An 18928-nucleotide genomic window follows, 5' to 3' on the forward strand; every position below is an offset into this window, starting at 1 on the left:
TTCCCGCGAGGCGTGGGTTTTCAACCCACGCAGCGGTATAATGCCGCCGTGCTGGAGAATTTGCGAGGAACCGCATTGATTGGCTGTGGCGGGATGGCGAGCCACTACCGCGGGGTCTATGCCCGCTACCCACACGCCCCCTTTCAGCTGGTAGTCGATGTCGCTGCCGAGGTCGCCCAGCGTGTCGCGGCTGAGCTGGGAGTTGCCCGCTGGTCCACGGACTGGCGCGAGGCCCTCGCCGACGATATCGACGTGGTGGATATCTCGACTCCTAACCACCTCCATGAAGAGCAGGCAGTCGCGCTGCTGGAGGCGGGGAAGCACGTGATCTTGCAGAAGCCCCTCGCCCCGAGTGTGGCGGCGTGCCAGCGGATTGTCGCGGCGGCACAAAAGAGCGGCACGACAGCAGGAGTCTACCTCTCCGATCTAGAGGACCCAGCGGTCTGGGACCTGCGAGCCATGGTCGCGCAGGGGCACTTGGGGAGAGTCACCGGCATCCGCGCACGCTACGCCCACCGCGGCGGCCTCACCACGGCCCCGAGCGCGTGGCGCGGCTCGGCGGAGAAGACCGGCGGCGGCTCGTTTATCCAGCTGGCGATCCACCATACCAACTTGGCGTCGTTTCTGTTAGGGGAAGAGATTGTCTCGGTGATGGGCTACGCCAAGAACCTGATGTGCGAAAATATCGGCGGCGATGATACCGCGGCGTGTGTGGCGGAGTTTTCGGGGGGGGCAATCGGGGTCTTTGAGTCGGCGTGGAATGCGGAGGGAACCTGCTTCCAGCTCTATGGGTCAGAAGGAAGCGTGACGATTCACGGAACCGAGGGCGCACAGCTTACCGGGCGGATTCGGGGGCAGTTCCAAGGAAGCGTGCTCCAGACCGACCCTGAGGGCAATTTTACGCGGCCTGCGGTGGGGGGCAATACCCTGCGCGGCTCCGGCGGGGAGTTCGACCAGCATCTCGCGTTCTTAGAGAGCGTGCGCCACGGACGCCCGCCCGTGGTGCCGGTGGAGGTCGGCTGCACCGATGTGGCGGTCTGCAAGGCTGTGGTACGCTCGGCAGAGACTGGCCGCCGTGTCATGATTCAGGAGATTCTAGAGGAAGCGCTATGATGTTGCTCGCACTACTCGCTCTGGGGCAGTTCACGCCCCTGCCCGGCAAGAAGCCCCCCGTGATCGCGCCCAAGCCGCCCGTGGCAACCCCGACCCCGGCTCCTCAAGGAGGACAGGCGCTCCCCAGTGACACTACCCCTTGGCAGCCGACCCTGCTCTGGCGGACATCGGTCAAGCGCGGTGAGGGAACCGCTGCCGTGGGCAAAGAGGCGGCCTATGTCGCCGGTGGGAGCGCGGTCCACCGCTTCAATAGCGAGGGCCGCACCGACTGGTCCACCGAGATCGGGCCGACTGCTGCGGAGGTGACGCTGGACGCCCGCCGGGTCTACGTGGGCTCGGAGCGGGGGACGGTCTACGCGCTGGACCGCGCCAATGGGGCCGTCGCCTGGAAAGCCACTCTGGGGAGCACGGTGCGCATGGCTCCGGCGGTGGTTGGGGACCGGCTCGTGGTGGAGTGCCTCGACAACTATGTCTACGGGCTAGAGCTGCTCACGGGGACGATCAAGTGGAAGTTCTACCGCCCCGATGGCTCCTTGGGCTACGCCGCCCCGGCCGCAGGGCCCGCGGGGAGTGTCCTGGTCTGTGGGGAGAGCACGGTCTATCGTCTCAGTGCCACCACGGGCGAGGAGACCTGGCGCACGCCACTAGGAGGCAAGGCGCTGGGGACCCCCGTGCTCAGCGGCGAGCGTGTCTATGTCGCGGGCGATGGCGCGGGCGTGGTCGCGCTGGATGCCGAGACCGGCGAGCGGCGCTGGCGCTTCCGGGTCGGGGATGAGAAGACCGGCCCAGACTGGTTTGGTGCCCCCCTCGTGGTGGGCAAGACCCTCTATGTCTCCAGCTACCGGCGCAATGTCTACGCGCTGGATACCACGAGTGGAAAGGTGAAGTGGTCCACCAAGGTGCTCGGCCCCGCCCTGGCCCGGCCCGCGCTCGATGAGAAGCGCAACGTGCTCTATCTCAGCAGCCTCACCTACAAGGACAACCCCACCCTGACCGCTCTCAATGCCCGGACCGGTGTTTCGGTCTGGGACTACAAGCTCGGCTCTCTCCAGGCCGCACCCGCACTGGCGGGCGGGCGGCTCTATCTCGCATCAACGAACGGATACTTTTATGCATTTTCAATCCAATAACACGATCACGGCGCCAAAGATTGGCGGGTTCTGGCTTGGCTGCCAGGCATGGACTTTCAACCGACGGACGGTCGCGGAGGCGATCCAGCTCACGGCGAAGGCGGGCGGTAAGACAATCGAGTTCTTCCCCGGCCAGAAGCTTGAGGCAGACTCCAAAGAGGGGCTTGGCCCGGACAACTCCGATGCGACCATCGCCAAGGTCAAGGACTGGTGCCAGAAGGCAGGGATCACGCCCGTGGCCTTCGGTGTCACGGGCTTTGCCGCCAACGAGGCCGATGCCCGCAAGCTAGCCACGTTTGCCAAGAAGCTGGGAATCCGCACGATTGTCACCGAGTCGGGGGCGGCGGAGCTCAAGGTGATGGAGCCCTTCCTCAAGGACATGGACCTCTACCTGGCGATCCACAACCACCCGCGCCAGCCCAAGAACCCCAACTACAAGGTCTGGGACCCCAAGTATGTTCTGGAGCTGGTCTCCCCGTTTGACAAGCGGATCGGCTCCTGCGCCGACACGGGGCACTGGGTACGCAGCGGGGTCAAGCCGGTCGATGCCATGAAGATCCTCAAGGGGCGCATCCATGGCTCCCACCTCAAGGACCTCAGCTCCTTTGGTGAGCCCCACGGCCACGATGTCCCCTACGGCACCGGGGTCAGCGATATCCCCGCCATCTTGGAGGAGTTCCGCAAGCAGAACTACCAAGGGCACCTCTCCATTGAGTACGAGATCAACGGCGATGGCCCCCTCGACGAAGTGGCGTCCTGTATCGGTTTTGTGCGCGGCCTCGGCTACAGCAAGAAGTAACGGTCAAAGAAAAAAGAAGCGTCTGCGAGAGCGGGCGCTTTTCTTTTTCTTGACTATTTCCAAAAATGGAAATATAATCACGTCATGCCTGGACGCTCTCCTCGTGCTCGTGCCTTGCTCCATCCGATTCGTGTGCGGATTGTCACCGCGCTCCAGGACCGGCAGCTCACCCCGCGCCAGCTCTCTGTCTTTCTAGACGATGTTCCGCTGACGACACTCTACCGGCATATCAACCTGCTCCTCGAGGCGGGGCTCCTGGAGGTGGTCGCGGAGCGTCGTGTGCACGGGACGGTCGAGCGGGTCTTTACCGTGGTCGAGGCCGCGACCTACCTAAACGACGAGGACCGTGCCTCACTGACCGCCGAGGACATCACGGGCCTCGTCGGGGCCCTGACAGGAGCGGTTCAAGAGGTCTTTCACCGCTATGTCCGCCACGCCCCTCTGCCCCCGCCCGAGGGAGATGTCTCCTTTCTGGTGCGCTCCCTGACGCTCTCGGAGGAACGCTACCTGGCCCTCCGCCAGTATCTTCTTGAGCTGATGCGCGCCGAGTCGTGCGAAGCGCCGCAAGCGGGTGAGCCGCGCCGGATGATCGCCTTCTTCTCTGCGCCGGACTTCGAGCCGGAGAAAAAAAATAGCGACGAGTCGTAACTTTTTTTGCCGTGCTCAGTCTCTAAATTACAGAGCCAATTCCAAAAATGAAAATATCACAAAAAGAACTTGATCCACGAACCCGCCAGCAGGTCTTTGAGGCTGTCTGGAACCGGGTGAATGTCTCCCACTTCGACCCGACCTTTGGCGGTGTCAACTGGCCGGCGATGAAGAAAAAGTACGCCCCCTTGGTCGCCAAGGCCAAGAACAATGCGGAGCTGTACACGCTTCTCAACCAGCTGATCGGGGAGCTCAAGCAGAGCCACTTCTCGATCCTGCCTCCCGAGGCCTACACCATGGGAGATGCTGTCGGCAAGGACGAGCGCGGGGAGGGGAGCAGTGGCCTGACCCTGGGCCTGATCGCCGGAGCCCCGACCGTGTTCGCGGTCGCCGCCGACTCCGCCGCGCAGCAAGCCGGGGTGCTTCCCGGAGCCCAGCTCGAGGCAATCGATGGCAAGCCGCTCACCACGCTCCTGGCACGCCTGACACCCGAGCAGCTCAAGTCAGGCTTCCTGCCACGCGCCCTCCTCAACCGCGCCGTGGGTGGCAATGAAGGCCAGAAGCGAGTGCTCGCCCTCCGGGAGCCCGATGGCAGCACGCGCGAGGTTGCCGTTGTCCTCGGGGCCGGGCCGAAGAAGCGGGACAATGTCCTCCCGGGCTTCCCGCCCTATCCTGCGGAGCTAGAGAGCAAGCGCCTCGACGGCGATATCGGCTACGTCCGCTTCTCGCTCTTTACCGCGCTGCTCATGGACGATCTCCGAAAGGCGATCAAAGAACACGCTAGCGCCGCAGGGCTGATCCTCGATCTCCGGGGCAATCCCGGTGGACTGGCACCGGTCACCTACGCCATCGCGGGGATGCTGAGCCAAAAGCCGGGGACCCTGGGGACGATGAAGCAACGGACTGTCACGGTCCAGTTTCCCATCCTGCCGCAGGCACCGCGCTACGCCGGCCCGGTAGCTGTCCTCACCGATGAGCTCTCGGCATCGTGCTCCGAGATCCTGGCGGGAGGGCTGCAAGAGCTCAAGCGCGCCGTGGTGATCGGCCGCAAGACCCCCGGGATGGTGCTTCCCTCCGCGATCGATAAGCTCCCCGGTGGGGTCCGCTTCCAGTACGCCTTCGCAGACTTCAAGACCCCCCGCGGTGTCCTCCTGGAGGGCAAGGGAGTCACCCCCGATATTCCGGTCGTCCTGACCCCACAGTCGCTACGCTCACTAGGCGATCCCGATATCGCCGCGGCACGGACCTACTTTCAAACACAATTGGAGAAGAAATAGATGAATCGCTACGGTTTTTTACTGCTCGCCGCCGCCTGTGCGGCACCGGTTGTCGCTCAGGCGCCCAAGCCCACGGGCGCGCAGATCCTCGATAAGAATGTCACCGCCAGCGGGGGCGCGGCCTGGCAGGCGGTCCAGAGCTTCACGGCCAAGGGAACTGTCACCGTGGCGGCACAGAGCATCTCGGGGACGGTGGAGGTCTACGCGAAGGCTCCCAATAAGTTCGCCATGAAGCAGAGCATCAAAGGGGTCGGCGACTCCAGCAGCGCCTTCGATGGGACGGTGGGCTGGTCCAAAGACGGCTTCTCGGGCCTGCGTGAGCTCAAGGGTGGGGAGCTGGCCGCCCTCAAGGCACAGTCGTCGCTGAGCCTGCGCCCGAGCCTCTGGAAGACGGTCTACTCCAGCGCGGCGCTGATCGGGACGGTCAAGGTCAATGGCGCGCCGGCCTACAAGGTCAAGCTCACGCCCAAGGTGGGCAACCCCGAGACCCAGTACTTCGATGTCAAGACCGGCCTGCAGGTGCGCAGCGATCAGGTGGTCGAGAGCCCTCAGGGCAAGATCGCCGTGGAGTCCTACCTCTCCGACTACCGGACGGTCGGGGGGATCAAGATGCCCTTCAAGACACGCCAGCTCGTGGGCCAGGCCGAGATTGTCATCCAGTTCACGGAGGTCAAGGTCAACGCCACCCCCGAGGACAGTGTCTTTGCAAAGCCCAAAGAATAATGATCCATGTTGAAAACCTAAGCAAGACCTTCACCGACAAGAAGCGCGGGCAGGTGCTGGCGGTCCAGGGAGTCTCGCTGGACGCGCGGCCGGGGGAGATCTTTGGGGTGCTGGGGCCCAATGGCGCGGGGAAGACTACCCTTCTGCGCATGCTGGCCACCATCCTCACTCCAACCTCCGGGACCGCGACCATCGGGGGCTACGATATTGTCCAGGAGCCGGAGAAGGTCCGAGCACAGCTGGGCTACCTCACCGGCTCCGCAGGGCTCTACGAGCGCCTGACCGGTCGGGAGGTGCTGCGCTACTTCGGGGCACTCTACGGCATGGCCCCCGAGAAGGTCGAGGCGCGGATCGGGGAGCTGACCCGCGAGCTGGACATGGGCGAGTTTCTGGATGGTCGCTGCGACCGCCTCTCCACAGGCCAGAAGCAGCGGGTCTCGATCGCCCGCTCCGTCCTCCACGACCCCCCTGTGGTCTTCTTCGACGAGCCCACCAGCGGCCTGGATCTCATGGCGGCGCGGACCGTCGTGCGCTACATCCGCCGCTGCAAAGAGCAGGGAAAGTGCGTCATCTTCTCCACCCACATCATGAGCGAGGTCGAGGCCCTCTGTGACCGGATCGCGATTATCTACGATGGGAAGGTGGCGGCGGTCGGCACGCTCGCTGAGCTACGAGCGCGGACCAATGCGGAGTTTTTTGAGACGGTGTTCCTGCGGATTATCGGGGTGGAGGAGGACTAGCACATGTGGCAGATTATCTTTAAGAAGGAGTTCAAGGAGATCTTCTCCGACTCCCGGACACGCTTCAATGTGATTGCAAGCCCGCTGCTCATCACGCCCCTTGTCCTGGCACTGATCGGGACCATGGCGCAGAAGCAGGCCAAGGACAGCCGCAACGAGAGCATCAAGGTGGGGGTGGTGGGGATGGAAAAGGCTCCGCACCTCATGGACGAGCTCAAGGGGGCCAATAAGATCATCCTGGAGCCGGTCGCCACGGTCGAGGCAGCGGAGGAGAACATCCGCAAGCGAACCCAGAAGGCCGCGCTGATCCTCCCTGACGATGCCGATGAGCGGCTCGACAACGGCGACTCGCTCTCGGTTCCCGTGGTACAGGATGCGGGCAACGAGGCATCGGAGCAGGCAGCCAAGCGCGTGAAAGAGCTCCTCACCGAGCGCGGCGATCTGCTGGCGGCGCGGCGCCTCCAAGACGCGGGCCTCTCCAAGCAGCTGGTCAAGCCCTTCCTGGTGGGCGACAAGAAGATCAGTGGCAGCGGCGGCAGTGGTATGCAGCTCCTGGCGACCTTCTTACCCTACATCCTGGCCCTCTCCGCGATCATGGGAGGCATGATGGCCGCCACCGACTCCGTCGCGGGGGAGAAAGAGCGCGGGACCCTAGAGACCCTGCTGGTCGCCCCGCTCTCCCGGCGCGATATCGCCCTGGGCAAGTTCTGCACGGTCACCGCGACGGCCCTGGTGAGTAGCCTGCTCTCGATCGTGGGGCTCTTCTGGCCGTTCTACATCAAGCTCCCCATGTTCGACTGGATGACCCGTGATGGCCTCAGCCTGGGACCGTCGGCCTTTGCGGCGATCCTCTTGGTGCAGCTCCCTCTGGCCGTGCTGGGCGCGGGCGTGCTCCTGGCGCTCTCGACCATGGCACGCAACCAGAAAGAGATGCAGACCATGATGGGCCCAATCATCCTGGCGGCCAGCGTGGGGGCGATGCTCTCGATGCTGGTTCGTGCCGATGCCGAGCTCTACTGGGCGGTGGTTCCCATCACCAACGCGGGGCTGGTGCTCAAGCAGGCGCTCCAGGGAATGCTCAACCCGACCTTTGTGGGCCTCGCCTGTGCCATGTCCGTGGTCTATGCCGCGGTCGCGGTCGCCTTTGCCGCGAGCCTCTTCAAGCGCGAGGAGGTCCTGGCACGGTTCTGAACACGGAACTTTTTCTGTTCGTCGAATGTACTTAAAGACACGATGCAAGCGCAAGGAACCAAAGAGGATACGGCAATGGCAGAAGAGACAATTGTGGTGGCAGGGGGCTGTTTCTGGTGTGTAGAGGCAGTCTACTCCCAGCTAAAGGGCATTCTACGAGCGGAGTCGGGCTACTGCGGAGGGCGTGTCCCCGACCCGACCTACGAGCAGGTCTGCACCGGAGAGACGGGCCACGCGGAGGCGGTGAAGATCACCTACGATCCCAAGATCATCACGGCGGAGGACATCCTCAAGATCTTCTTCACGATCCACAACCCCACGACCCTCAACCAGCAGGGGCCGGATCATGGCACGCAGTACCGCTCCGCGGTCTTCTTCAAGAACCCGGCGGAGAAGGCACTGGCCCAGAAAGTGATCGCTTACTTCTCCACGGAGAACAAGATCTGGGGGCGCCAGCGGATTGTCACGAGCCTGGAGCCGCTGACGATCTTCTACCGCGCGGAGGAGTACCACCAGAACTACTTTGATAAGTTCAGCAAGGCCAGTACGTTTGAGAAGATGAAGATGAACGGTGGTTACTGCCAGTACATCATCGCTCCCAAGGTGGCGAAGGCACGCAAAGAGTTCGCGGCAAAGTTCAAAAACTAGCCCGAGGGTCAGGAAAAGGGACGTCCCGAGGACGTGCAGAGCCGTTGTGTTCTGCACGTCCCCGGGACGCTCCCGTTTAGGAGGCGGGTATTTCAATGCCCGATAGCGTATGGCAGAGCGCGTGCTGATCCTCGGGGCGAGTGACCGGGGGAAGACCTATACCATCCACCAGCTGGCACGCGAGGCGGCCCGGACCCACAAAGTCGCCCTGATCGACACCGACACGGGCCAGTCGGAGCTAGGGCCGCCGGGAACCGTGAGCTGGGCGTGGGTGCAGGCCGAGGGGCCACAGCGCGGAGGGACGCGCTTTGTCGGGGCGCTGAGTCCGGCAGCAGCGGCGCTGGAGCTGGTGGTGGCCGTGCTAGAGGTTGTCCGGCAGGCAGAGGCGGCGGGGGCGAACCTGCTCTTTATCGATACCCCCGGCTATGTCAGCGGACCGGGGGCGCGTCGCTTTCTGGCCGCGCTTGTGCAGGCGCTCGCCCCGAGTCGTATTCTCGTGCTGGAGCGCGACAGTGAGCTTGGCAGCCTCCCGGCGATGCTGGCCGCGCTGAGTGGGGCGGAGCTGACCCCCCTGCCGGTCGCGGAGGCTGTGGTGCGCAAGTCGCCCAGTGTCCGGGCTACCCGGCGCCTCACGCGGCTCGCACGGGTGCTGGAGGGCGCGACCGAGCACGAGCTAGCCCTGGAAGGATTGACAACGCTCGGGGCGACTCTGGGAACGGGGACCCCGATCGCGCCGCACCTAGCGCGCTGGGCCGGGAGTGCCCTGCACCTGAGTGCGGTCTACGGCGAGGTCGCCGAGTCCACGCTCTCCCTCTTTGTCGCCGGCCCGCTCCGGCCCGGCTGGGAGTCGCTGGTGGGGCCGGTGCTGGACCACTTTCAGCTCGGGCGGGTGCGGGCACTCTCACTCACGGCGCTGGAGGGGACCTGCCTGGGCCTCCATGAGGAGACCGGGCGCTTTCTGGGGATCGGGCGCTTTCTGGGGATCGACCCGGAGACCCTGCGCCTGCGCCTCTCTACGACCGCCTCGGTGGAGCGCCTGGCCCTGCTTGCCTTTGGACGCTTCCGCCTCGCCGCCGACGGGCAGATGCTGGGCGAGCTCAAGCCCGGCGAGGTCTGAGCGCCTAGACACGCTCCAGGGGTTGGTGCGGCTCGGGAGGGAGCGTCACGTGGATGGCGTCGCCGGGGCGCACCGTCCCACCTGTCAAAACAATCCCCATCACGCCGGCCTTACGAACCAGCTGGCCTTGGTCGTCGCGGCCCAAGACCGCTGCCAGTAAGCCTTTCTGGAAGCGGTCGATCTGGGCGCAGGGGTTTCGGAGGCCCGTCAGCTCAACGACCGCGGACTCCCCAATCGCAAGCCGCGCCCCGACGGGCAGGCTGAGCAACTCGACGCCACAGGTGGTGATATTCTCGCCCAGCTCCCCTGGTGCGACCGTGAAGCCCGCGCTCATAAGCTCGTCGAAGAGCTCCGAAGGGATCAGGTGTACCTGGCGCAGGTTGGGCTGGTCGGGGTTCTGCGCGACACGGGAGCGGTGCTTGACGGTCGCGCCGCAGTGGGCATCGCCCTCTACCCCCAGCCCAGCGAGGAGCTGAATCTGGGGGAGGTTGTCTTTATGAAACGTGTGGCGGGGGCTACTGCTGACCGCCACGACCCGGCTCACGGCTTGACCACTTTCCAGTTCTTGTAGAAGACATTGTTGACGCCCTTGAGGAGCAAACACAGGATACTCACAAACACCGAGAGTAGGCCCGGCAGGAGGCAGGGGCGCATGATATCGACAAAGAGGCAGTAGCGGACATTGTCGGAGTCGTTGAAGGACTGGTGTTGGAGAGTATCGTCGAAGATAAAGAGCTTCTCGTCCTGCCAGTAGTGGAAGCAGTCTCCCACCTCGATATAGGCAGTCTTGTCCTTCATGTCATTGACATTGTAGAGAACTCTCAGCGTGGCGCGCATCGGGCCAAAGTGCTTGGAGGTGGACTGCTTCTTGTTAAACACCGAGACACCGATGGTCTTGATGTACTTGTAGTTCTCATGGAACGACGGCACATCGATATCGTTCTTGACATCCTGGCCATACCACTTGAAGAAGAACATCGTCCGCGGGTTGTCCTTGATCTTCTCGGCCATCTTCTCGACCAGGTTCTCTTTGTGTGCCGCATCGATCAGGCGCTTGATCTCGGCCTGGTGGGACGGGGGAAGGTCCTCCAGCTTGTAGATTCCCTTGTTGATATAGGGAAGCGAGAGGATATCGAGGAGCGTGTTGACGGGCGAGAGAAGCCAGGTAAAGAGCCCATTGCCGGTGAAGTAGCGCTTGATCCCCGCCGCGTCCACCCGCTTGTTGCGCCCGAGATCGTAGACGCCGAGACCGAGAAATGCCAGTAGGCCGATGCCTACACCCATAAAATTCATATCAGCTCAGTGTACCCGCTCCGGGGCATTTTTCGACTGCGCAAGAGAGAGCACCGCCCCTAGCCCCGCTCCCAAACAGAGCCCATAGACCCCGCCCCAGAGCAGCATCCCCGTGGGCCGTACAAACGCATCGTTGAGGGCGCTCCCGGCAAAGTAGCCCAGCGAGTTGGCCAGAAACAGCACGAGGGCAAGTGGCGCGGAGGGCGATGGCTTCTTGAGAGCGACCACAAACGTGTAGGCCATCACCACCGAGCTTCCGAGCGAGGCAGCCCACTCCCCGGTGCGCGTCCCCTTGGAGAGAAAGTAGATTGCTGTCCAGCTCGCGGCGTAGAGAAAAAACGCCAGTGCAAAGAGCCCAAAGAAGCGCCCCCCGCGCCACGACGGCGGCGCGAGCGGCAGGAGCACCCCGCCCCCCAGCCCGATAAAGAGCACGGTCCAGGCCAGATACGCGCCCCAGAGCCCCAGATGCGTGTACATCCAGCGCTCCCCAAACGCGACCGTCGCAAAAACCGCTAGGCTCGCCAGCCCAAAGCCAAGTCCGCCTTGAATTGCACTGCGCGTGAGGGAGCTCATGGCCTAGTTTACCTGTTTCGGGAGACCTCTTAGTCGCCCTGGCAGACAATCGCAAGGTTTTGCTGCCGAGCTAGCACGACAAGATTTTCCCATTGATTAAGTCGCTCAAGAAAAATAGCTTTGTTGACGTCCTCAAAGATTTCCTTGTACTCGGGCCAGATCTGGATGCTGACAGAGACAGGCCAGGTCGTGGGCTGGCTTTCGATCTGCTGACGGGCTTGTATAAGCACTTCCAGAAGGGCATCAAGGCTCGCGCCTTCGAAGTAGGCGTTGCCATAGAGGTCAATGTATTGGCCAGTCTCCTTGGCTAGTTGTTCAAAGAGCGGGTGGAGAAACCAGTAGTAGCCGTCGTCGTCGAGAAACAACGACGGCTGGTCGGAGTGGGGACGGGGTGAGGCACTCGTTCCGAGGCCGATCTGGAGCATGGGGCTACAAGTCGCTGGGCGTGGAGAGGGTTCCTCGGATGGCGGTGGCGGCGGCCATGGTTGGGCTGACGAGGTGCGTACGTCCGCCCTTGCCCTGGCGTCCCTCGAAGTTGCGGTTGCTGGTAGAGGCGCAGCGCTCGCCGGGCTGGAGGATATCGGGGTTCATCCCAAGGCACATGGAGCAGCCGGGCTCGCGCCACTCGAAGCCTGCCTCGACAAAGATCTTATCCAGGCCCTCGGCCTCGGCTTGCTTCTTCACGAGGCCCGAGCCGGGGACGCACAGCGCGCGCTTGACGCTTACTTTATGCCCCTTGAGCACGGCGGCGGCGGCGCGGAGGTCCTCGATACGGCCATTGGTGCACGAGCCGATCCAGACCGTGTCCACGGCGATAGAGCGCAGCGGCGTGCCGGGTGTGAGGTCCATGTAGGCCAGCGCCTGCTCGCACGAGCGACGGTCGGCGTGGTCGGTGAACTGGTCGGGGCTGGGGACAACGGCGGTGAGCGGGAGCGCTTGGCCCGGCGACGTTCCCCAGGTCACGTGGGGGGCAATCTCAGGGCCACTGAGCTCGACCAGCGTGTCGTAGGTCGCGCCTTCGTCGGTGGCCAGCGTGCTCCACTGCGCCACGGCGGCGTCCCAGGCCGCGCCCTGCGGCGCAAACTCACGGCCCTTGAGGTAGGCGAAGGTGGTCTCGTCGGGGGCGATCATCCCCGCGCGTGCTCCCGCCTCAATCGACATGTTACAGACCGTCATGCGGCCCTCCATCGAGAGCGCACGAATCGCCTCGCCGGTGTACTCGACCACGTAGCCGGTCGCGCCATCGGTGCCGATCTTGCCGATAATCGCCAGGATAATGTCCTTGGGGGTCGCATCGGGATGGAGCGGGCCGTTGATGCGAATCTCCATGGTCTTGGGGCGGCTCTGGGGCAGGCACTGGGTCGCTAGGACATGCTCCACCTCGCTCGTCCCGATCCCGAAGGCCAGTGCCCCAAATGCGCCGTGGGTGCTGGTGTGGGAGTCGCCGCAGACAATGGTCTGGCCCGGCTGTGTGTAGCCTAGCTCCGGCCCCATGACGTGCACCACGCCCTGCTTGTCAGAGTGGAGGTCGTAGAGCGTGATCCCAAACTCCTCGCAGTTCTTGGCCAGTGCCTGGATCTGCTTCAGGGAGATCTCATCGGTGATGGGGAGCAGGCGGCTGGTGGTGGGGACATTGTGGTCCATGGTCGCCACGGTTCGCTCCGGGCGCCGTACCTTCCGCCCCGTGAGGCGCAGGCCCTCAAAGGCTTGGGGGCTGGTCACTTCGTGCACAAGGTGCAGGTCGATATACAGGAGGGCAGGCTTCCCCGCTTCGGCGCGGACGACATGGGCGTCCCAGATCTTCTCAAAGAGCGTTCGTGGTGTCATGCCCTGATTATAGGCCGCTTGCCTGCCCCGTGTCCAACGGATAGTTTCGATCTAAGTGATAGGCAAAACCTACTGAAAGATCACCTTATCGACCTCGGCCATGCCCTGGAGGGCGCGGGTCAGTGCCTTGAGCTCGTCGCTGAAGATAGACTCGTTGCCGCTGAGAGGGGCGAACTTGCCAAAAATAGTGAGGGTTCCCCGGCGAATGGAGAGCGTGATCTTGGTGCAGTCTAGGCAGAACTTCCCCATCTCACGGCGGACGTCCCGAAGCGTTCGGTTGTTCTTGAGCTTTTCCTCGATTGATTTTGCAGCTAGGCTTTTCTGAGCGAGATGTTTATTTGCTTCCATACTTGGTCATTCCGCACCCGAGTGCTGTTTTCTGTGCTCACTGAGGAAACCCGTAGAGCTACGAGGTAAAGAGGCTTGCTCCGTGCCAATAATTTTGCATTTTTGAAGGAAAGATCAAGAAGTGGATCGAAAGAGAGAGCTATGAAAAAGACACTTACCCTTGGGTTGTTTTCGTTGTTTCTGCTCGCACCGGGTGCCCTGGCACAGGGGGGAGGGTCGGGGAGGAGTAAAGACCTCTCCTTTCAGTTTGGCTCCACCGGGGGCGGGCGGCAGGTGTCTGGTACGGGGAGCGCGTTTGGTGTCGCCTACAACCTTCCCCGCGGCGATGGCTACAAGAGCCTGGAGCTCTTCCACACCCGTGTTGCCGGTAGCGAGACCGTGTACTACTCATCGGGGAGCGCTACCCTGAGGACACTCCTAGAGACCACGGGGCTGTTCTACACCGCGCGAACCCGTCGGCCTCAGGAGCGCGGCTTCTACACGGGGATAGGCGGCGGTCTGGTCTACGAAAAGACAGCGCTTCCCCCGGACAGCAGCGACTACTTCTCTCTGCCGCGCCTGAGCCAGCGCTGGCGCTACCAGCTCCAGCTACGCTGGATCGCGGCGGGCTACAACTTCGCCGACGATATCTTTGGGGAGCTCTCTTACCAAGGGAACCGGCACATCGTCGCCTTCAATGTCGGCTACCGGCTCTAGGCCTGCGGCTCCAGCGTGAGGCAGTCGCCCCACTCCTGCCAGCTGCTGCGCTCGTAGGCGCGGGCATCCACCTCCATGGGATCGAGGTGGTAGTTCAGGTACGCCAGGACAATATAGACCAGCGCTAGCACGATTAGCAGGCCGCCTAGGATCAGGGCAGGTTGCATTTGCTCACGCGCAAGAAGCTGCTGGATCGCCACGGCCCCGAGGAGCGCAACCACGATATAGCCCCGCCCGAGGTTACGCAGGGTGACATAGGAGAGCCAGGGCTCTTTATCGGTGACCTCGGTTAGCCCGGCGGTCTGCTGGGCGTGGCGTAGCTCGTGGGCAAGGGTCTGGAGCAGGCGCTTGCGGTAGAGCGGCAGGGCGCAGAGCGCGGTCGGCCAGGGAAGCGGAAAGAGCCCCAGGCGCGCCAGGACAATAAAGTGCGGGTTGAGGCAGACACAGTCCTCGCCACTCTCTTCCTGGTAGTACTCGCCGGGATTGATCCCCGTGGTCCACTCCACCCGCAGCGCTCCAGCATACCCGAGTGCCGTCAGTCGCTCCCGAAGCCGCTCGGTGTCCAGCTGGAGCTGGAAGGGCTTGCCGCCAACGCGGACGGCAGGGGCGGTGAGGGAGGCTTGGGTCGTTGGCATGCTGTCAGTATAGCAGTTCCTCCCCGCTTCGCCGCCCCAAGCGGTATCATAGAGCCCGATGCGACCCTGGTTTTATCTGGCGCTAGGCTCTCTGCTGAGCGGCTGCACCCCGAGAAATCCCGCCCCGCTCCCGCTCCTCCAGCTCCACAACGGGGGGATGGAGCAGGGCACCGATGCCCCCACGGACTGGGGCGGCGACTGGGTGGGCTACAAGCGCCATGCCCTGAGCCGCGACACGCAAGTCAAGCACAGCGGGAGCGCGTCGCTACGCTTTCAGCTCACCCCCCGCGACCACGAGCGAACCTTGGAGCAGCTGGTTGTCGGGGGGGCAGGGCGCTCCGTGGTGCTGAGTGGCTGGCTCAAGACCGAGGGAGCCCTTCGAGTTCAGGTGGGGGTCTTGCCCTACGGCAGCCGTGGTACCGCGCTCGCCGCTCCCGCCTTTTTTATGGTGGAAAAGCCCACGGGCTGGACCCACTTCTCGCAGCCGCTCACCCTCCCGGAGAACGCCCTGAGCTTCAGTGTGGCGCTTCGGGCGGCGGGCGCGGGGGCGGTCTGGCTCGACGATGTCCAGCTCTCGGGGGAGCGTGTGGAGACAGTTCCCTCCGATCCGCTGACCGTGCTCCCGCCCCAGCACCAGGAGCCCGAGCGCCCCTACCCCGGCACGCACCTGCCCACCTGGTACGAGGTGCACCAGGCGCTCAAGGCCCAGGCACGCAGCGCAACCCCGAATATCGTCTTTCTGGGCGACTCGATCACCAAGCGCTGGCGGCTCGACGGTAGCGACGAGTGGGAGCGGTTCTTTGCGCCGCTGGGGGCGCTCAACCTGGGTTTGGAAGGGGACCGGACCTCGCAGGTGCTCTGGCGCATCCAAGACGGCACGCTCGCGGGGCTCCATCCCAAGCTCGTGGTGCTTGCGGTGGGGGCCAACAACCTGATCCGCGATACCTACCCCCCGGAGCGTGTCGCGGCGGGCGTGCTGGCCTGCGTCCGTGCGGTCGAGCGCGCCTGTCCGGGCACAAAGGTCTTGGTCGTGGGCATCTTCCCCACAGAAAAGAGCGCCACCCACCCGATCCGCGCACGCATCCAGCAGACCAACGCCCTGCTCGCCGCCCAGCTCCCGCACTTCCTAGAGCTGGGCAAGGACTTCCTAGAGCCCGACGGCACCCTCAGCGACCGCCTCTTCCCCGACCAGATCCACCCCAACGCCGCCGGCTACCGCCTCTACCGCGAGCGCCTCCTCCCAAAAATTCAGAGTTTGGTTAAGTAATACTCATTGAGAGTTATCCACAGGTTATCCACAGCCTGTGGATAACTTCTTCGGGAAGAGAGAGGCCAAAGCGCTCCGTGAGCAGAGGGAGAAGCTCGGGCTCAGTGAGGGGCTGCGTGGTCGTGCTGGTGGCGGTCTCGGTTACAAGCTCGTGGTTGCGGAGGTAGGTGCGCTGGGTGAGGCCGGGGAGCTGGACGGTGAGGACTTTCTTGAAGATTGTGTCGGGGTGGGTGGACGTGTAGTGGCTGGCGACCTCGACATCGATCCCGTACGAGAGCTCATCCGTGAAGGCGTAGAGGTCTTTCCAGCCCGTGTTGCTGATGGACTGGAGCACCCAGGTCGTGCCCTCGCGCAGGAGGCGGTAGTGCCAGTCGCCGTGCGTTTGGGGCTGGCCCTCGACAAGCGGGAGCGGCTGGAGGAGCCCCTCGGAGCCAAAACCCACATCGACCAGCCAAACCGTGCCCTCGAGCTCGACACGCAACAGAAGATGGGTACGGGGACGCAGCGTGACCGAGCGGTAGCGAACACGAGCCAGCAGGCGGGTGACGGTGAAGCCAAGGCTCTCCAGAGCGTGCAAGAGGAGCGTGTTCTGCTCGAAGCAGTAGCCGCCGCGTCGCGCCGTGACCAGCTTGGCCTGGAGGCTCTCACTATCCAGCGCGATACGCTGCCCCAAGAGCACATCGAGGTTCTCGAAGGGAATGTGGGTTGCGTGGGCGAGCTGAAGCGCCGCCAGAGTCTCCCCGCAGACGGTTCGTGGGCCGTCGTAGCCGATCCGGGCGAGGTAGGCGTCTAGGTCGAACTCGGGCATGGGCTCTACCACTTGTGGGCGATCGCGAAGCGGGGGTAGTCGCGGGCGTTGCGGCTCCCCGAGTGGGCGCAGAGGTAGTGATAGAAGAGCACATCGCCGCGCTTGCCCTCCACCTGAATCCCCTCGCCCAACTCCAGCTCGCCCAGAGCGTTGTTGAGGGTGAACATCCGCTGAAAGCGCTCAGGATCGCTCGCGGCAAAGGCCTCAATTTTCTTATGGGAGCCCGGCCAGACCACGGTCGGGGCACCGTCGCGCTTGCAGTCGGTGAGGTAGAGCAGCGACGCCAGGCGCATGGGGCGGGGGAAGACCACAAAGTTATCCCGCTCCAGGGCGTGGTCGATGTGTGGGCCGTGGTGCGCCCAGGGGCCGGGCTGGGGGAAGATATTGATCGCAAACGCCGAGCGCGGCGGCTGCCAGCTGGGCTCTGCCTCGCCACAGAGCTCGTCCACGAGCCGCGCCATCTCAGTGCTAAAGATCGCGCAGACCTCGGGCGAGTCGTGGCTGGAGCCGACCGGCGCGCCCTCCCAGGTGGCGGGATCGCACGGGTCGGCACCGAGCTTCGCCCAGATCGCCGCCTCGGCCCTGGCGGCGAGCTCATCGGGGATGAGGCCAGGGACGAGCAAAAAACCATCGCGGTCAAAAGCGCTACGTTGCTCGGGAGTGAGAAGGCTCATCTGCGCGAGACCTTCGGGCCTTGTGGCGTGTCGGCGAGGTCCCAGCCAAGCTCCGCGAGCTGGGTGCGGATCACGTCGGAGCGGGCGAAGTCCTTGGCCTTGCGTGCGGCTTGGCGCTCGTCGACCAGCGCTTGAATCTCCGCAGGCACCTCGACCGCCACCTCCTCGGTCTTGACCGCGCGCTCCTCCAGCTTCAGCCCCAGCACGGCATCGAAGTGCTTCCAGAGCCGGGGGGAGTCGTAGGAGTGTAGTAGCCCGACCGCCCGGGGGACATTCAGGTCATCGGCGAGCGCCCCGAGGACATCGGCGACTGCTGACGCAAACGCGGTGTCGTCGGTGAGGGGCTCATCTTCCACCCGCGCCACCCGCTCGTAGAGGCGCTTGAGGGTTCCCGCCGCGGCGTCCAGATTCGATGCCTTGCCAATCTCCTGGTTCTCCGGGTTCCACGCCCACTTCAGCTCCAGCTCACTGCGGTAGTGTGCCTGGAGGCAGAGGTAGCGGTAGGCGATGGGGTCGTAGCCCGAGGCGATCAGGGTCTCCAGCGTGATAAACCCGCCCTTGGACTTGCTCATCTTCGTGTCGCGGCCCAGGGTCAGAAACGCCGAGTGCATCCAGATATTGGCGAAGGTGTGGCCCGTGCAGCACTCGGACTGCGCGATCTCATTGGTGTGGTGGACATTGATATGGTCGTTGCCGCCGCAGTGGATATCGAAGGTCTCTCCCAGATACTTCATGCTCATCGCGGAGCACTCGATATGCCAGCCGGGGTAGCCAATCCCCCACGGCGACTCCCACTTCATGATGTGGTTGGGCTTGTTGGAGAACCAGAGAACAAAGTCTGCGGGGCCCCGCTTGCCGCTGTCCACATTCACATCGTCGCGGGCCGCCACCTTCAGCTCATCGAGGCGCAGACGGGCGAGCTTGCCGTAGTCGGGGAACTTGCTGGTGTCGAAGTACAGCGCCTCAGGCGTGGTGTAGGTGTAGCCCTTCTCTTCCAAGGTCTTGTTGATGTCGATCATCTCCTGGATGTGGTCCGTGGCGCGCGGCAGATGAGTGGGGCGGTCGATATTGAGCCGGTCGATATCCTTCAGGAACGCCTCGGTATAGAACTCCGCGATCGCCCAGGGGTCTTTTCCCTCCCGCTGGGCCGCGATCGCCATCTTATCGTCGCCCTCGTCCTCGTCGCTGGTCAGGTGCCCGACATCGGTGATGTTCATCACCCAGGTGGTCTCCAGCCCAGCGAGGCGCAGGGTGCGCACCAGCAGGTCCTCAAAGAGAAAAGTACGGAGGTTGCCGATATGGGCGTAGTTGTAGACAGTCGGCCCACAGGTGTAGAGCCCCACTTTTCCGGGGGTCAGGGGCGCGAGGCGCTCTTTGCTGCGACTGAGTGTGTTGTAGAGAAAGATATCCATGATATTGTT

At 63.7% G+C, this 18928-nt stretch carries 22 protein-coding genes; 12 read left to right on the forward strand and 10 right to left on the reverse strand.

The genetic code is table 11. From position 1 onward, the window contains the following. The first annotated feature begins 48 nt into the window (after positions 1 to 48). From HNQ39_RS05725 to HNQ39_RS05770, 10 genes are all read left to right on the forward strand, one after another. Entirely contained in the window at positions 49 to 1113 is a 1065-nt protein-coding gene (locus HNQ39_RS05725; RefSeq protein WP_184192981.1) for a Gfo/Idh/MocA family protein, read from the forward strand. Further along, positions 1110 to 2243, forward strand: coding sequence for an outer membrane protein assembly factor BamB family protein (locus HNQ39_RS05730; protein WP_184192982.1), 1134 nt, complete (start codon positions 1110 to 1112; stop codon positions 2241 to 2243). The genes HNQ39_RS05725 and HNQ39_RS05730 overlap by 4 nt, the downstream gene beginning before the upstream one ends. Continuing rightward, positions 2224 to 3042, forward strand: a complete 819-nt coding sequence (locus HNQ39_RS05735) for a sugar phosphate isomerase/epimerase family protein (RefSeq protein ID WP_184192983.1) — start codon at positions 2224 to 2226, stop codon at positions 3040 to 3042. The genes HNQ39_RS05730 and HNQ39_RS05735 overlap by 20 nt, the downstream gene beginning before the upstream one ends. Positions 3043 to 3126: 84 nt before the next feature. Then, positions 3127 to 3690: a helix-turn-helix domain-containing protein gene (locus tag HNQ39_RS05740; protein ID WP_184192984.1), complete on the forward strand. Its 564-nt coding sequence runs from the start codon at positions 3127 to 3129 to the stop codon at positions 3688 to 3690. A gap of 47 nt (positions 3691 to 3737) precedes the next feature. Continuing rightward, the gene (locus tag HNQ39_RS05745; RefSeq protein WP_184192985.1) at positions 3738 to 4967 is read left to right on the forward strand and encodes a S41 family peptidase; all 1230 of its coding nucleotides are present in this window, start codon (positions 3738 to 3740) and stop codon (positions 4965 to 4967) included. Beyond that, positions 4968 to 5690 (forward strand): LolA-like protein, encoded by a 723-nt coding sequence (locus HNQ39_RS05750; protein ID WP_184192986.1) that lies wholly within the window; start codon positions 4968 to 4970, stop codon positions 5688 to 5690. Next, the gene (locus HNQ39_RS05755) at positions 5690 to 6430 is read left to right on the forward strand and encodes an ABC transporter ATP-binding protein (protein ID WP_184192987.1); all 741 of its coding nucleotides are present in this window, start codon (positions 5690 to 5692) and stop codon (positions 6428 to 6430) included. The genes HNQ39_RS05750 and HNQ39_RS05755 overlap by 1 nt, the downstream gene beginning before the upstream one ends. Positions 6431 to 6433: 3 nt before the next feature. Then, on the forward strand, positions 6434 to 7621 hold the full coding sequence (locus HNQ39_RS05760; protein ID WP_184192988.1) for an ABC transporter permease: 1188 nt from the start codon (positions 6434 to 6436) through the stop codon (positions 7619 to 7621). Between the two features lie 75 nt (positions 7622 to 7696). After that, on the forward strand, positions 7697 to 8269 hold the full coding sequence (gene msrA, locus HNQ39_RS05765) for a peptide-methionine (S)-S-oxide reductase MsrA (RefSeq protein ID WP_184192989.1): 573 nt from the start codon (positions 7697 to 7699) through the stop codon (positions 8267 to 8269). 109 nt (positions 8270 to 8378) lie between these two features. Continuing rightward, on the forward strand, positions 8379 to 9386 hold the full coding sequence (locus tag HNQ39_RS05770; RefSeq protein WP_184192990.1) for a Clp1/GlmU family protein: 1008 nt from the start codon (positions 8379 to 8381) through the stop codon (positions 9384 to 9386). A gap of 4 nt (positions 9387 to 9390) precedes the next feature. On the opposite strand, the gene HNQ39_RS29815 is transcribed toward HNQ39_RS05770, so the two are convergent. The 6 genes from HNQ39_RS29815 to HNQ39_RS05800 form a co-directional block, all read right to left on the reverse strand. Continuing rightward, positions 9391 to 9930 (reverse strand): MOSC domain-containing protein, encoded by a 540-nt coding sequence (locus HNQ39_RS29815; RefSeq protein WP_184192991.1) that lies wholly within the window; start codon positions 9928 to 9930, stop codon positions 9391 to 9393. Then, entirely contained in the window at positions 9927 to 10679 is a 753-nt protein-coding gene (locus HNQ39_RS05780; RefSeq protein ID WP_184192992.1) for an aspartyl/asparaginyl beta-hydroxylase domain-containing protein, read from the reverse strand. Before HNQ39_RS05780 ends, HNQ39_RS29815 begins: the two co-directional genes overlap by 4 nt. Before the next feature lie 6 nt (positions 10680 to 10685). Beyond that, positions 10686 to 11252, reverse strand: coding sequence for a hypothetical protein (locus tag HNQ39_RS05785; protein ID WP_184192993.1), 567 nt, complete (start codon positions 11250 to 11252; stop codon positions 10686 to 10688). 29 nt (positions 11253 to 11281) lie between these two features. Continuing rightward, positions 11282 to 11677, reverse strand: a complete 396-nt coding sequence (locus HNQ39_RS05790; RefSeq protein WP_184192994.1) for a hypothetical protein — start codon at positions 11675 to 11677, stop codon at positions 11282 to 11284. Positions 11678 to 11681: 4 nt separating this feature from the next. Continuing rightward, complete coding sequence (gene leuC, locus HNQ39_RS05795; RefSeq protein WP_184192995.1) at positions 11682 to 13079, reverse strand: 3-isopropylmalate dehydratase large subunit; 1398 nt, start codon at positions 13077 to 13079, stop codon at positions 11682 to 11684. Positions 13080 to 13148: 69 nt separating this feature from the next. Then, a complete protein-coding gene (locus tag HNQ39_RS05800; RefSeq protein WP_184192996.1) occupies positions 13149 to 13427 on the reverse strand; it encodes a hypothetical protein in 279 nt (92 codons plus the stop codon). Between the two features lie 141 nt (positions 13428 to 13568). Here HNQ39_RS05800 and HNQ39_RS05805 point away from each other — a divergent pair, with 141 nt between their 5' ends. After that, a complete protein-coding gene (locus HNQ39_RS05805) occupies positions 13569 to 14123 on the forward strand; it encodes a hypothetical protein (protein ID WP_184192997.1) in 555 nt (184 codons plus the stop codon). Here HNQ39_RS05805 and HNQ39_RS05810 read toward each other — a convergent pair. Beyond that, positions 14120 to 14758: a hypothetical protein gene (locus tag HNQ39_RS05810; RefSeq protein ID WP_184192998.1), complete on the reverse strand. Its 639-nt coding sequence runs from the start codon at positions 14756 to 14758 to the stop codon at positions 14120 to 14122. The two genes, HNQ39_RS05805 and HNQ39_RS05810, sit on opposite strands and share 4 nt — an antisense overlap. A 58-nt stretch (positions 14759 to 14816) precedes the next feature. On the opposite strand from HNQ39_RS05810, the gene HNQ39_RS05815 reads away from it, so the two are divergent. Continuing rightward, on the forward strand, positions 14817 to 16025 hold the full coding sequence (locus tag HNQ39_RS05815; RefSeq protein WP_184192999.1) for a GDSL-type esterase/lipase family protein: 1209 nt from the start codon (positions 14817 to 14819) through the stop codon (positions 16023 to 16025). Positions 16026 to 16038: 13 nt separating this feature from the next. On the opposite strand, the gene HNQ39_RS05820 is transcribed toward HNQ39_RS05815, so the two are convergent. Genes HNQ39_RS05820 through cysS form a run of 3 tightly spaced genes read right to left on the reverse strand, consistent with a single transcriptional unit; the run spans position 16039 to position 18919 of the window. After that, the gene (locus HNQ39_RS05820) at positions 16039 to 16833 is read right to left on the reverse strand and encodes an arylamine N-acetyltransferase family protein (RefSeq protein ID WP_184193000.1); all 795 of its coding nucleotides are present in this window, start codon (positions 16831 to 16833) and stop codon (positions 16039 to 16041) included. Positions 16834 to 16838: 5 nt separating this feature from the next. Next, complete coding sequence (locus HNQ39_RS05825) at positions 16839 to 17507, reverse strand: phytanoyl-CoA dioxygenase family protein (RefSeq protein ID WP_184193001.1); 669 nt, start codon at positions 17505 to 17507, stop codon at positions 16839 to 16841. Beyond that, a complete protein-coding gene (cysS, locus tag HNQ39_RS05830) occupies positions 17504 to 18919 on the reverse strand; it encodes a cysteine--tRNA ligase (RefSeq protein WP_184193002.1) in 1416 nt (471 codons plus the stop codon). Before cysS ends, HNQ39_RS05825 begins: the two co-directional genes overlap by 4 nt. Positions 18920 to 18928: the final 9 nt, after the last annotated feature.

This window comes from Armatimonas rosea, assembly GCF_014202505.1.
GTDB classification, from domain to species: domain Bacteria; phylum Armatimonadota; class Armatimonadia; order Armatimonadales; family Armatimonadaceae; genus Armatimonas; species Armatimonas rosea.

What these genes read in the sequence shown, in the direction of transcription:
- HNQ39_RS05805 (WP_184192997.1), top strand. Translation starts at nt 13,569, where the DNA reads ATGAAAAAGACACTTACCCTTGGGTTGTTTTCGTTGTTTCTGCTCGCA.
- leuC (WP_184192995.1), bottom strand. Translation starts at nt 13,079, where the DNA reads ATGACACCACGAACGCTCTTTGAGAAGATCTGGGACGCCCATGTCGTC.
- cysS (WP_184193002.1), bottom strand. Translation starts at nt 18,919, where the DNA reads ATGGATATCTTTCTCTACAACACACTCAGTCGCAGCAAAGAGCGCCTC.
- HNQ39_RS05810 (WP_184192998.1), bottom strand. Translation starts at nt 14,758, where the DNA reads ATGCCAACGACCCAAGCCTCCCTCACCGCCCCTGCCGTCCGCGTTGGC.
- HNQ39_RS05755 (WP_184192987.1), top strand. Translation starts at nt 5,690, where the DNA reads ATGATCCATGTTGAAAACCTAAGCAAGACCTTCACCGACAAGAAGCGC.
- HNQ39_RS05750 (WP_184192986.1), top strand. Translation starts at nt 4,968, where the DNA reads ATGAATCGCTACGGTTTTTTACTGCTCGCCGCCGCCTGTGCGGCACCG.
- HNQ39_RS05760 (WP_184192988.1), top strand. Translation starts at nt 6,434, where the DNA reads ATGTGGCAGATTATCTTTAAGAAGGAGTTCAAGGAGATCTTCTCCGAC.
- HNQ39_RS05785 (WP_184192993.1), bottom strand. Translation starts at nt 11,252, where the DNA reads ATGAGCTCCCTCACGCGCAGTGCAATTCAAGGCGGACTTGGCTTTGGG.
- HNQ39_RS05815 (WP_184192999.1), top strand. Translation starts at nt 14,817, where the DNA reads ATGCGACCCTGGTTTTATCTGGCGCTAGGCTCTCTGCTGAGCGGCTGC.
- HNQ39_RS05825 (WP_184193001.1), bottom strand. Translation starts at nt 17,507, where the DNA reads ATGAGCCTTCTCACTCCCGAGCAACGTAGCGCTTTTGACCGCGATGGT.
- HNQ39_RS05745 (WP_184192985.1), top strand. Translation starts at nt 3,738, where the DNA reads ATGAAAATATCACAAAAAGAACTTGATCCACGAACCCGCCAGCAGGTC.
- HNQ39_RS05770 (WP_184192990.1), top strand. Translation starts at nt 8,379, where the DNA reads ATGGCAGAGCGCGTGCTGATCCTCGGGGCGAGTGACCGGGGGAAGACC.
- HNQ39_RS05780 (WP_184192992.1), bottom strand. Translation starts at nt 10,679, where the DNA reads ATGAATTTTATGGGTGTAGGCATCGGCCTACTGGCATTTCTCGGTCTC.
- HNQ39_RS05790 (WP_184192994.1), bottom strand. Translation starts at nt 11,677, where the DNA reads ATGCTCCAGATCGGCCTCGGAACGAGTGCCTCACCCCGTCCCCACTCC.
- HNQ39_RS05800 (WP_184192996.1), bottom strand. Translation starts at nt 13,427, where the DNA reads ATGGAAGCAAATAAACATCTCGCTCAGAAAAGCCTAGCTGCAAAATCA.
- HNQ39_RS05820 (WP_184193000.1), bottom strand. Translation starts at nt 16,833, where the DNA reads ATGCCCGAGTTCGACCTAGACGCCTACCTCGCCCGGATCGGCTACGAC.
- HNQ39_RS05735 (WP_184192983.1), top strand. Translation starts at nt 2,224, where the DNA reads ATGCATTTTCAATCCAATAACACGATCACGGCGCCAAAGATTGGCGGG.
- HNQ39_RS05740 (WP_184192984.1), top strand. Translation starts at nt 3,127, where the DNA reads ATGCCTGGACGCTCTCCTCGTGCTCGTGCCTTGCTCCATCCGATTCGT.
- msrA (WP_184192989.1), top strand. Translation starts at nt 7,697, where the DNA reads ATGGCAGAAGAGACAATTGTGGTGGCAGGGGGCTGTTTCTGGTGTGTA.
- HNQ39_RS05730 (WP_184192982.1), top strand. Translation starts at nt 1,110, where the DNA reads ATGATGTTGCTCGCACTACTCGCTCTGGGGCAGTTCACGCCCCTGCCC.